General features: G+C 69.5%; 12 protein-coding genes and 1 pseudogene. 5 read left to right on the forward strand and 8 right to left on the reverse strand.

Annotated features, from left to right (window positions below; genetic code table 11):
- The first annotated feature begins 123 nt into the window (after positions 1–123).
- Positions 124–1533 (forward strand): FAD-dependent oxidoreductase, encoded by a 1410-nt coding sequence (locus tag A5732_RS12975; protein WP_076102394.1) that lies wholly within the window; start codon positions 124–126, stop codon positions 1531–1533.
- Here the strand turns inward: A5732_RS12975 and A5732_RS12980 are convergent.
- From A5732_RS12980 to carD, 6 genes are read right to left on the reverse strand one after another with little or no spacing between them, the layout of a single operon-like run.
- A complete protein-coding gene (locus A5732_RS12980; protein ID WP_076102395.1) occupies positions 1530–2531 on the reverse strand; it encodes a glycerophosphodiester phosphodiesterase in 1002 nt (333 codons plus the stop codon). The genes A5732_RS12975 and A5732_RS12980 overlap by 4 nt on opposite strands.
- A complete protein-coding gene (gene rlmB / locus A5732_RS12985; protein WP_076102396.1) occupies positions 2528–3460 on the reverse strand; it encodes a 23S rRNA (guanosine(2251)-2'-O)-methyltransferase RlmB in 933 nt (310 codons plus the stop codon). The genes A5732_RS12980 and rlmB overlap by 4 nt, the downstream gene beginning before the upstream one ends.
- Positions 3461–4879 (reverse strand): cysteine--tRNA ligase, encoded by a 1419-nt coding sequence (cysS, locus tag A5732_RS12990; protein WP_076051558.1) that lies wholly within the window; start codon positions 4877–4879, stop codon positions 3461–3463.
- Positions 4880–4928: 49 nt separating this feature from the next.
- On the reverse strand, positions 4929–5408 hold the full coding sequence (gene ispF / locus A5732_RS12995; protein ID WP_076051557.1) for a 2-C-methyl-D-erythritol 2,4-cyclodiphosphate synthase: 480 nt from the start codon (positions 5406–5408) through the stop codon (positions 4929–4931).
- Entirely contained in the window at positions 5405–6124 is a 720-nt protein-coding gene (gene ispD / locus A5732_RS13000; RefSeq protein ID WP_076102397.1) for a 2-C-methyl-D-erythritol 4-phosphate cytidylyltransferase, read from the reverse strand. The genes ispF and ispD overlap by 4 nt, the downstream gene beginning before the upstream one ends.
- A gap of 16 nt (positions 6125–6140) precedes the next feature.
- Positions 6141–6629, reverse strand: a complete 489-nt coding sequence (gene carD, locus A5732_RS13005) for an RNA polymerase-binding transcription factor CarD (RefSeq protein WP_003419482.1) — start codon at positions 6627–6629, stop codon at positions 6141–6143.
- A 278-nt stretch (positions 6630–6907) separates the two neighbouring features.
- On the opposite strand from carD, the gene A5732_RS13010 reads away from it, so the two are divergent.
- From A5732_RS13010 to disA, 3 genes are read left to right on the forward strand one after another with little or no spacing between them, the layout of a single operon-like run.
- Positions 6908–7468: a hypothetical protein gene (locus A5732_RS13010; protein ID WP_065126938.1), complete on the forward strand. Its 561-nt coding sequence runs from the start codon at positions 6908–6910 to the stop codon at positions 7466–7468.
- 49 nt (positions 7469–7517) lie between these two features.
- Positions 7518–8933: a DNA repair protein RadA gene (gene radA, locus A5732_RS13015; protein ID WP_065052735.1), complete on the forward strand. Its 1416-nt coding sequence runs from the start codon at positions 7518–7520 to the stop codon at positions 8931–8933.
- Positions 8934–8960: 27 nt separating this feature from the next.
- On the forward strand, positions 8961–10034 hold the full coding sequence (disA, locus tag A5732_RS13020) for a DNA integrity scanning diadenylate cyclase DisA (RefSeq protein WP_064952044.1): 1074 nt from the start codon (positions 8961–8963) through the stop codon (positions 10032–10034).
- Positions 10035–10046: 12 nt separating this feature from the next.
- Here the strand turns inward: disA and A5732_RS13025 are convergent, their stop codons facing one another.
- Positions 10047–10856, reverse strand: a complete 810-nt coding sequence (locus A5732_RS13025; RefSeq protein ID WP_139334557.1) for a hypothetical protein — start codon at positions 10854–10856, stop codon at positions 10047–10049.
- A 124-nt stretch (positions 10857–10980) separates the two neighbouring features.
- Positions 10981–11598 (reverse strand): carbonic anhydrase, encoded by a 618-nt coding sequence (locus tag A5732_RS13030; RefSeq protein ID WP_064950530.1) that lies wholly within the window; start codon positions 11596–11598, stop codon positions 10981–10983.
- On the opposite strand from A5732_RS13030, the pseudogene A5732_RS13035 reads away from it, so the two are divergent.
- A pseudogene (locus tag A5732_RS13035) lies at positions 11597–11931 on the forward strand (A/G-specific adenine glycosylase); the annotation flags it as partial. The gene A5732_RS13030 and the pseudogene A5732_RS13035 overlap by 2 nt on opposite strands.

Consider the following 11931-nt stretch of genomic DNA (forward strand, 5'->3'; position numbering starts at 1 on the left):
GCCTCGCGGGGGCGACCGGACATTCTGCACCCGCAAGTCGCGTACCCGACTACGCTATCGGCGCCTACCGCGCGCTGTGAGCATGACTTTCGTCAGCTAGCGGGTGAGCACAGGCGGTGGGCAATGGCAACGATCGGCAATCACGCGGTGGTATTGGGAGCGAGCATGGCCGGTCTGGTGGCCGCGCGATCGCTCAGCGAGTTCTTCGGCACGGTCACAGTGGTGGAGCGCGATCCGCTGCCCGACATCCCTCCCGAAACGGCCTCCGCTCGTCGCGGTGTGCCGCAGGGTCGCCACCTGCACGGCCTGCTGCCCCGCGGCGCCCTGGTGCTCGAGCAATTGTTCCCCGGCGTCCTCGATGCGATGGTCATCGACGGCGCGCATCACCTGGATGGCCGTGATCTCTCGCGGCTGTACTACCGATTGGGCGACCATCTCATGGTGCGTTCGGGGGGCGCCCCTTCGTTCGCCGCCTATCTGGCCACTCGGCCTTTCCTCGAGGAGCATGTCCGAGCGCGACTGCGCCGGATCCCCACGGTCACGCTGCTCGACGAGCACGACATCGTGGACTTGACCACGACAGCAGACCGCCGCCGTGTGACCGGCGTCCGGGTGGTCGACCGTCGCACCCGCGACGGCGTCACGCTGAGCGCGGACCTGGTGCTCGACGCCACCGGGCGCGGCGCGCGCACCCCGGCGTGGCTGACCGCGCTGGGCTACCAGCGCCCTCCCGAGGTTCACGTGCCGGTGCAGCTGACCTACGTGAGCCAACGCCTGCGGATGGCGCCGGAAGCGTTGCACGAATTCGGTTTCATCGTCGGAGCGGTGCCGGGCCGCCCGCGCGGGCTGGGCATGTTGCGCTCGGAGAACGACACCTGGATGTTGACCGTGTACGGCATAGCCGGCCACGGGCCGCGGCCGGACCTGGCGTCGATGTGCGAGTTCGTCGAGGACTGCGCACCCGCCCATCTGCTGGCCGCGGTCCGAGCCGCCGAACCCATCGGCGACCCCACCCGGCACGGTCAGCCCTCCAGCCAGTGGCGCCGCTACGACAAGATGCAGCGCTTCCCGGAGGGCCTGCTGGTGATGGGCGACGCGATCTGCAGCTTCAACCCGATCTACGGTCAGGGCATGACGGTCGCCGCGCTGGAGGCGGTGGCGCTGCGCGACTGCTTGTCCCAGGGCACAGAGGATTTGGCGCGGCGATTCTTCCGGGCCGCCGCGGTGCCAATCCGCCAGGCGTGGGAGCTGTCGGCCAACCCGGACCTGTGCCTGCCCGAGATCGAGGGCACGCCCCCGCTGCTCACCCGGCTGCTCAACGGGTACGTCGATCGCATACTCGCCGCGACCGAATACGACCCCGTCGCGGTCGATCGGTTCGTCAGGGTCACCTCACTCATCGATCCCGCTTCCCGGCTGCTGCGCCCGGGCATGATGTGGCGGGCCGCGTGCGCGAACCTTCGCCGACCGCGACTTGGCGACGAGCAGCCGGCTCGCGACAACGGCGACCTGGCCGGGAGCGTCGCCCGCTAGCCCCGCCGGTAGGCCGGCGGCAACGGCATCGCCAGTTCGGCGAGCACGCCACGCAGCAGCGTCGGATAGTCGGTGATGATGCCGTCGACCCCGTATCCGACCTGCTGACGCATGGCGGCTGCATCATCCACCGTCCATGGAATCACCTTGAGCCCCAACGCATGTGCGCGGTCGACGTACGCCTGACCGGTGACCAGTTGATAGTCCGGCGAGACGATCCCGGCGCCCACCATCCGCGCGCCGATCAGCGGATCGCCGATGAGCGTGGGGTTTTCGCCCGCCAGCCAGGGCGAGTCCGGCGCCCAGGTGTGCCCGTCGTATAGGGCCACCAACGGAATTGACGGATCGGCGCCCCGCACCAGCGGCAGGGTGCGCCAGTCGAAGCTCTGGATCTCCACCCGGTCGCCCTTGCCCGCGGACCTGACCGCGGCCAAGATCACGTCGACGAACTCCTGCGGCTCGGCCGATGTGCCGGGCCGGTCGGCCTCCACCTTGGTTTCGATGTTGTAGCGGATCCCGTCGGCGCGGTAAGAGTCGGCGAGCGCGAAAACCTGCGGCAGCGTCGCTATCTTGTTGCCGCGCACCACCTCGGCGCGGGGATACTCGTCGAGCAGGCGGCCGCAGTCCAGGGTGTCGAGCTGCGCCAGGGTGAGCTCGTGCACGAGCTTGCCGACGTAGGGGTACTGCGGGTCACCGGCGAACGCCGGCGCGGTGTCGGCGCACTTCTCGGCCTGGATCGTCGGGTCATGCCACACCAGCGGTTGGCCGTCCTTGGTCAGGACGACGTCGAGTTCCAATGTGCTGACGCCCAATTCGAGCGCCTTGGCGAACCCGCGCAGGGACTCCTCGCTGGTCTCGCCCCGCCCCCCGCGGTGGGCCTGCAGGTCGAAATCGGTCGCTTGGGCCCGGGCAACGCCAACCGGCCACGGCGCGACGGCCAACAGCAGCGCCACCAGCGCGGCACGAAGGCGCGCGGGCCGGCCGGGCACCGGGGTTATCCCCTGCGCTGGCGGGTGATTTCGGCGAGTACCACCCCGGCGGCCACCGACGCGTTCAGCGATTCGGTGTCTCCGGCCATTGGGATGGAAACGACTTCGTCGCAGTTCTGCCGCACCAAGCGCGACAGCCCCTTGCCTTCCGAACCCACGACGACCACCAGCGGATCGGTGCCGTCGATGTCGTCGACCGTGGTGTCACCGCCGGCGTCCAGGCCGATCACCCGCAGGCCGCGCCCGGCCCAATCGGTCAGCGTCCGATTGAGATTCGTGGCGCGTGCCACCGCGATGCGGGCGGCGGCTCCGGCGCTGGTGCGCCAGGCGACCGCCGTCACCGACGCCGACCGGCGCTGCGGGATCAGCACCCCGTGGCCGCCGAAGGCCGCCACCGAACGGACGATGGCGCCCAGGTTACGGGGGTCGGAGATGTTGTCCAGCGCGACCAGCAGCGCCGGCGGCGAGGCGAGTGCGGCGGCAACCAGGTCGTCGGGGTGGGCGTAGTTGTAGGGCGGCACCTGCAGCGCGATCCCCTGATGCAGGTGGTTGCTGGTCATCCGATCCAGATCGGTACGCGGTACCTCGAGGATGGAGATACCCAAATCGGCTGCGCGGGTGACGGATTCGGTGAGCCGTTCGTCGGCTTCGGTGCCCAGCGCCACGTAGAGCGCGGTGGCCGGCACCCCCGCGCGCAGGCATTCGAGCACCGGGTTGCGGCCCAGTACCGTCTCGGCTTCGTCGGTCCGGCCCCGCGCCGGCCGACGGCTCTGGGCCTTGGCGCGCTTGGCGGCCGGGTGGTTCGGGCGCATATGCGCGGGCGGGGTGGGGCCACGTCCTTCCAGGCCGCGGCGGCGCTGGCCGCCCGAACCTACGGTCGGGCCCTTCTTGGTGCCCTCTTTGCGGATCGCCCCACGGCGACGCGAGTTGCCGGCCATCTAGTTGTCGCGCTTTTCTTCCCGGGCCGAAAGCTCCCACTGCGGCCCGTCGGCGGTATCGGTGACCTCGATGCCGGCGTACTTGAGCCGGTCGCGGATCTCGTCGGCGAGCGCCCAGTTGCGTTCCTCGCGCGCCTTCTGCCGGTTCTCCAGCTCCGCCTGGACCAGCACGTCGACGGCGGCCAGCGCCGCCGACGTTTCGTCGCGGGTCTCCCAGCGTTCGTCCAGCGGGTCGCAACCCAGGATGCCCATCATCGCGCGGATCTCGCCGGCATGTCGCAGCGCGCCTTCGTGATCCCCGGAGTCCAGCGCCCGGTTGCCTTCGGCGCGGGCCTGGTGCACCTCGGCCAGCGCGGTGGGCACCGCCAGGTCGTCGTTGAGCGCGTCGGCAAACTTCTGCGTCCACTGCCCGGGCTCGACGCCACCGACCCGCACCCGCACGCGGTGCAGGAATTCCTCAACGCCCACATAGGCTTTCACCGCGTCCTGCAGGGCCACCTCGGAGAACTCCAGCATCGACCGGTAATGCGCGCTGCCCAGGTAGTAGCGCAGTTCGGCGGCGCGCACGCGTTGCAGCAGCGCCGGTATGGCCAGCACGTTGCCCAGCGACTTGCTCATCTTCTCGCCGCCCATCGTCACCCAGCCGTTGTGCAGCCAGTAACGGGCGAAGCCGTCGCCGGCCGCGCGGCTCTGGGCGATCTCGTTCTCGTGGTGCGGGAAGACCAAGTCCATTCCGCCGCAATGGATATCGAATTCCGGACCCAGATACGTGCGGGCCATTGCGGAGCATTCCAGGTGCCAGCCCGGGCGTCCGCGGCCCCACGGGGTGGGCCAGGACGGCTCGCCGGGCTTGGCGGCCTTCCACAGCGTGAAGTCACGCTGATCGCGTTTGCAGGTGGCCACGCCTTCGCCCTGGTGGACGTCGTCGATCTTGTGCCCGGACAGCTGCCCGTACTCCGGGTAGCTGAGCACGTTGAAGTACACGTCACCGCCGGCGGCGTACGCGTGATCGGTTTCGATCAGCCGTCCCATTAATTCGACCATCTGGGTGATGTGCCCGGTCGCTCGCGGCTCGGCCGACGGCGGCAGCACGTCCAGGGCGTCGTAGGCGGCGCTGAAGGCGCGCTCGTAGGTGGCCGCCCACTCCCACCACGGCCGGCCCGCCGCGGCGGCCTTATTGAGGATCTTGTCGTCGATGTCGGTGACGTTGCGGATGAACGCGACGTCGCAGCCGCGCGCGATCAGCCATCGGCGCAAGATGTCGAAGGCCACACCGCTGCGGACATGGCCGATGTGCGGCAGGCCCTGGACGGTGGCGCCACACAGGTAGATGGAGACGTGACCCTCGCGCAGCGGAACGAAATCACGTACGGCACCGGCCGCCGTGTCGTGGAGCCGCAAGCGGGCGTGATCGGTCACGACGTGCCAGCTTACCGGGTAGTTCCCCGGCGCCCGGCGCTGCGCGGGCTTACCCGGTGGGGACCACCAGCGCGGTGGCGATGGCGGCGAGGCCCTCACCGCGTCCGGTGAGCCCCAACCCGTCGGTCGTCGTCGCCGACACCGAGACCGGCGCGCCGAGCAATTCCGACAGCACCCGCTGCGCCTCGTCGCGACGCGGACCGACTTTCGGCCGGTTCCCGATGACCTGCACGGCGGCGTTGCCGACCCGGAAGCCTTGCTGCGACACCAGATCCGCGACATGGCGCAGCATGTCGGCGCCGCTGACGCCCTTCCAGCGCGGATCATCGACCCCGAATACCGCCCCCACGTCGCCCAGCCCGGCCGCCGAGAGCACCGCATCGCACACCGCGTGCGCCCCCACGTCGCCGTCGGAATGGCCCGCACAGCCGTCGGCGCCGTCGAAGAGCAGGCCCAGCAGCCAGCACGGCCGCCCGGGTTCGATCGGGTGCACGTCGACGCCCAGGCCCACCCGCGGCAGCGCGTTCACCCGCGTACCAGGGTCTCGGCCAGCAACAGATCGAGCTGGGTGGTGATCTTGAACGCCAGCGGATCGCCGTCGACCACCTGGACCTGGCCACCGACATGCTCGACCAGCGACGCGTCGTCGGTGAAACCGGCGCCGCCACCGGTCTGATAGGCCCCGTAGGCGCGCAACAGCAGTTCGGTGGCGAAGCCCTGCGGGGTCTGCACGGCACGCAGCCCGGCGCGCTCCGGTGTCCCCAGGACCACCCCGTTGGCGTCCACGGCCTTGATGGTGTCATGCAGCCGCAGCGCGGGCACCAGGGCGTCGTGGCCGGCCCGCAGCGCCTCCACCACGCGGGTGATCAGCGCCGGGGGCGTCAGCGCCCGCGCGGCGTCGTGCACCAGCACGAACTCGGGCGGCGCCGAAAGGGACGCCAGGGCCGCCAGGGCGAGGTGGACGGATTCGGTGCGGTCGGGCCCGCCGGCGACGACGGTGGCCTGCCCGGCGCCGACGTGGCCGCCCAGCACCTGCTCGGCCTCGTCGACGCGGTCGGCGGGAACCGCCACCACGACATGATCGACGACCCGGGAATCCAGCAAACCGGCGACGGCGCGCTGCAGCAGCGTGCGGCCGTCGACCAAACAGAATGCCTTGGGAATTCCTGCGGCCAGCCGTTCGCCCGACCCTGCGGCGGGGACGACTGCGACTACTTTGCCTGAGGTGCCCGTCTCCGGGGCCACCGAAGTGTCAGGACCTTCAGGAAGCGGCGGCCAGAACCTCGTCGAGGATGGTCTCCGCCTTCGCGTCGTCGGTGCTCTCGGCCAACGCCAACTCACCGACCAGAATCTGACGGGCCTTGGCCAGCATCCGCTTCTCGCCGGCCGACAGGCCGCGCTCCTGGTCGCGACGCCACAGGTCGCGGACTACCTCGGCGACCTTGTTGACATCGCCGGAAGCAAGCTTTTCGAGATTGGCCTTGTAGCGGCGCGACCAATTCGTCGGCTCTTCGGTGTGCGGCGCGCGCAGCACCTGGAAAACCTTGTCCAAACCTTCTTGTCCGACGACGTCGCGGACACCCACGTACTCAGCGTTCTCGGCGGGAACTCGAACTGTCAGGTCTCCCTGCGCCACCTTCAAGACGAGATATTCTTTTTGTTCCCCTTTGATCGTCCGGGTTTCGATCGCCTCGACTAACGCAGCACCGTGATGCGGGTAAACAACGGTGTCGCCGACCTTGAAGATCATCTGATTCGAGCCCCTTTCGTTACTTCATCCTAACACGGCCGCCTAGCTACGCGCGAAGCAACGATGCAGGTCAGGGGCACAACACGCGCAGATTAGGGGTTGACATGGGGACCAAGTCGTGCAGTGCAGCACATTACCAACGCCCCGGAAGCCGCCAGGCGGCGGCCCATTCGGGCGCTCCTGCGCTGGTCTGACGCCCCGCGCTATCGCGCGCGGGACGTTCCTACTACTGTGCATAGTTGCATCAGTCGGACCGGCTCAGCAGGAGGCCTGAGAGAGTGAACCGCTTCAAGATCCGCCTCGGCCTTCCCGCGCTCGCAGTCGCCGGGGTGATGGCCGTTCTGGCCGCCCTGCTGAGCGGTTGCGGAGCCGGCCAGGTGTCGCAGATGGCGGTCCAGGAGCCCGCCATCAACGGCAACAAGGTCACGTTCAACAACGTGGCGTTGCGCGACATCCGGATCCAGGCCAATCAAACCGGCGACTACCTCCAGCCGGGCCGGACCGTGGACCTGGTGCTGGTGGCCGTGAACCTGTCGCCGAATTCCGTCGACCGGCTGGTCGGCATCACCACCGACATCGGCACGGTGACGGTCAGCGGCGACGCTCGGCTGCCCGCCGGCGGTTCGCTGTTCGTCGGCACGCCGGACGGTCAGAAGGTGGCTCCCGGACCGGTCGGTTCCAACACCGCGGCGGCCAAGGCGACCATCAACCTGGCCAAGCCGATCTCCAACGGCCTCACCTACAACTTCACCTTCAACTTCGAGAAGGCCGGGCAGGCCACCGTCGCCGTGCCGGTTTCGGCTGGGTTGATGCCGCCGCAGCAAAACCAAGCGGGGTAGCGGCCTGTCGTGACGCGGGCTTGTCGTAGCGGCTCGCTACCGTCATGGCGTGGCAACTGCGCGTTCCCAATATCGGTGTTCGGAATGCCGGCATATCACCGCGAAGTGGGTCGGCCGCTGCATGGAGTGCGGCACCTGGGGCACCGTTGACGAGGTCCCGGTACTCAGCGCGGTCGCCGGCCGGCGCGGCGGCCTGGCCACGGCGGCACCGGCCGTGCCCATCACCTCCATCGCGCCCAACGCGAGCCAGCACCGCACGACGGGTGTAGACGAACTCGACCGCGTGCTCGGCGGCGGTGTGGTGCCCGGCTCGGTCACGCTGCTGGCTGGTGACCCGGGGGTGGGCAAGTCGACGCTGCTGCTCGAGGTCGCTCATCGCTGGGCGCAATCCGGCCGCCGCGCGCTGTACATCTCCGGTGAGGAGTCCGCGGGCCAGATCCGGCTGCGCGCCGACCGCATCGGCTGCGGCAGCGACGAGCTCTATCTGGCCGCCGAATCCGACCTGCACACCGTGCTCGAACACATCGCCACGGTCAGGCCCGCGCTGGTGATCGTGGACTCGGTGCAGACCATGTCCACCACCGAGGCCGACGGCGTGGCCGGGGGCGTCACGCAGGTGCGCGCGGTGACGGCGGCGCTGACCGCCGCGGCCAAAACCAATGCGGTCGCGCTGATCCTGGTCGGGCACGTCACCAAGGACGGGGCCATCGCCGGGCCGCGCTCCCTCGAGCATCTGGTGGACGTGGTGCTGCATTTCGAAGGCGACCGCAACGGCTCGCTGCGCATGGTCCGAGGCATCAAGAACCGGTTCGGGGCCGCCGACGAGGTCGGCTGTTTCCTGTTGCACGACAACGGGATCGAGGGCATCGCCGACCCCTCGAACCTGTTCCTGGATCAGCGTCCGGCCCCGGTCCCCGGCACCGCGATCACGGTGACGCTCGACGGTAAACGGCCGCTGATCGGCGAGGTTCAGGCGCTGCTCGCCATGCCGGCCGGCGGCTCGCCGCGGCGCGCCGTCAGCGGCATCGACCACTCCCGGGCCGCGATGATCACCGCGGTGCTGGAAAAGCACGCCAAGTTGCCCGTCGGCGCCAACGACATCTACCTGTCCACGGTCGGCGGCATGCGGCTGACCGATCCGTCGTCGGACCTGGCGGTCGCGGTCGCGCTCGCTTCGGCGCTGGCCGACCTGCCGCTGCCCACCACGGCGGTGATGATCGGCGAGGTAGGACTGGCCGGGGACCTCCGGCGGGTCAGCGGCATGGAGCGGCGCCTGTCCGAAGCCGCGCGCCAGGGCTTCAGCATCGCGCTCATCCCCGACGGGGACGATCCCCGGCGCGAGATCGTGCCAAACGGGATGCGGGCGCTGCGCGCGCCCACCATCGTGGCGGCGCTGGAGCACATGATCGACATCGCCGACCACCGCGGCGGCCCGCCCGCAAACCCGCGACGGCTGGACGCATGACGCGTTGGGCCGGAAGAATGACATGCTGTGACCCGTCCGACGCTGCGTGAAACCGTCGCCCGCCTGGCTCCTGGCACCGGGCTGCGCGACGGCCTGGAACGCATCCTGCGTGGCCGCACCGGCGCGCTGATCGTCCTCGGCAACGACGAGGCCGTCGAGGCCATCTGCGACGGCGGCTTCGCTCTGGATGTGCGCTACGCGCCGACCCGGCTGCGCGAGCTGGCGAAGATGGACGGCGCCGTCGTGCTGTCCACCGACGGCAGCCGCATCGTGCGGGCCAACGTGCAGCTGGTCCCGGACCCGTCGATCGCCACCGACGAATCGGGAACCCGGCACCGCTCCGCGGAGCGGGCCGCGATCCAGACCGGCTACCCGGTGATCTCGGTGAGCCACTCGATGAACATCGTGACCGTCTACGTGGGCGGCGAGCGCCACGTGGTCGCCGACTCGGCGACCATCTTGTCGCGGGCGAACCAGGCCATCGCCACCCTGGAGCGGTACAAGATCCGGCTCGACGAGGTCAGCAGGCAGCTGTCCCGCGCGGAGATCGAGGACTTCGTGACACTGCGCGACGTCATGACCGTGGTGCAGCGGTTGGAGCTGGTCCGCCGGATCGGCCGGGTGATCGACAACGACGTCGTCGAACTCGGCACCGATGGGCGCCAACTGCGGCTGCAGCTCGACGAGCTGTTGGGCGGCAACGACAACGCGCGCGAACTGATCGTGCGTGATTATCACGCCAGCCCGGAGCCGTTGTCCGAGATGCAGACGACTGCGACGCTGGACGAGCTGGACGCGCTCTCGGATACCGAGCTGCTCGACTTCACCATCCTGGCAAAGGTTTTCGGGTATCCGACCACCACCGAGGCGCAGGACTCGGCGGTCAGCCCGCGCGGCTACCAGGCGCTGGCCGGCATCCCGCGGCTGCAGTTCGCCCACGCCGACCTACTGGTCCGCTCGTTCGGGACGCTGCAGAACGTGCTGGCGGCCAGCGCCACCGACCTGCAATCGGTCGACGGCATCGGCGCGATGTGGGCCCGCCACGTGCGGGAGGGACTGTCGCAGCTGGCGGAGTCGACGATCACCGACTCATTGAGCTAAGCCTGTGCGGCCTCAGCCGGCCGGCGGTGGGGCCATCGGCGGCGCCTCCGGCTGGGGCACGGCGCCCGGCTGCCCCGGCCCGGGCACCGGGCCCGGTGGTGGCGGCGGCTGGTTCATGATGAACGGAACCGGCATCGAACGCAGATTGCCCAACTGCACGACGAGGTTGTAGGTGCCCGGCCCGATCGCCGGCCGCGGCAGCGGGCAGTGCGGCGCCGAGCCCATGCCCGTCCAGGTCACCGCGGTGGTCACCTGCTCGCCCGGCGTGAAGGTTTTGATCAGCGTCTCATTGGACGGGGCGCAGTCCAGATTCGACCACAGCCGCTTGTTGTCCAGCGAGTAGACGTAGGCCGCCAGCACCGCGGCGCCGACGTCGCGCTTGCAGGCCACCAGGCCGATGTTGGTGACGACCATGGTGAACTTGGGCTGGTCACCGATGAAGTACTGGGGCGCGTTGGTCAGACCCTTGACCGCCAGCGTCGAATCGGGGCAGTCGTCGCCCTCCTTCAACACCGGCGGCGGTTGGACCGCGGCGGTGGGTGTGGGGGTTTCGGGGTTCTGACCCTGCGCGGGCGGGGCCGCCGGAGCGGGGCCCTCGGGTCCCGGCGGTGGGGGCGCTTGGGGCGCAGGCGATCCCGGCTTGTTCTGAGCGGCACTGGCTTTGTCGGCATTGGCGGGCTTGGCTCCCGCGTTATGCCCCATGAAGGCGATGACGATGGCGGCCACGATCCCGATCACGACGACCGCGATACCAATGGCCAGGCCTCTGCGCCGCCAATAGATCTCGGTGGGGAGCGGGCCACGCGGTTCCAGATCGAGCACGTTCGCAGCGTAGGCCCAGGTCACATCGATTCGGCTGACCCGCCTCGGCGTGTCGCCAGGTTTGCTGGGCAACCGGCGTGTAGTGGCGGTGCGGTACTCGGCCCCGCGGGCGCCCTGTGCGGTGTTATTCGCCTATGTCGCCGGCGTGGTCGCACAACTCCGCCCGCCCGTCCGCAAGGTGATAGGTGACCCCCGCCACCCCGACGGTGCCCGCGGCCACCCGCTCGGCGATGATGGCCGACCGAGACGTCAGTTGCGCAACGGTTTCACAGACGTGGCGCTTCTCGAACTCGTCCACGCGGCTCAGACCCTCGCGCCGGCCCATCAGGACCGATGGGGCCACGCGTTCCACCACGTCACGCACGAAACCGCCCGGTATCGTGCCGTCGTCGATCGCGGCCAGAGCCGCCTTGACGGCGCCGCAGCTGTCGTGACCCAGCACGACGATGAGCGGCACGTTGAGGACCGCCACGGCGAACTCGATGGAGCCCAGCACCGCCGAATCGATGGCCTGCCCGGCGGTGCGCACCACGAACATGTCGCCCAGGCCCTGATCGAAGATGAGCTCTGCGGCCACTCGGCTGTCGGAGCAACCGAACACGACCGCGGTGGGGCTCTGACCCGCGGCCAGGCTCGCCCGATGCTCAACACTTTGGCTGGGATGCTGCGGCTTACCGGCGACGAATCGCTCGTTACCCTCTTTGAGTGACTTCCACGCGGTTACCGGGCTGGTGTTAGGCATGGCTGACATCATGCCGCATCCGCCGGTTGCGGGCCCAGAATTCATATCAGCCACCAATCTTGTTCACTGGTACGAAAGTTCGCGCCGCGATCTGCCCTGGCGTGAGCCCGGGGTGAGCGCCTGGCAGATCCTGGTCAGCGAATTCATGCTGCAGCAGACGCCGGTATCTCGAGTGCTGCCGATCTGGACGGATTGGGTGCGGCGCTGGCCTACCCCGTCGGCCACGGCTGCGGCAAGCGCCGCCGACGTGCTGCGCGCCTGGGGCAAGCTCGGCTATCCGCGCCGGGCCAAGCGGTTGCACGAGTGCGCCGTCGTGCGCGCTCGCGATCACGG

The organism is Mycobacterium colombiense (assembly GCF_001953985.1).
GTDB lineage: Bacteria > Actinomycetota > Actinomycetes > Mycobacteriales > Mycobacteriaceae > Mycobacterium > Mycobacterium colombiense_B.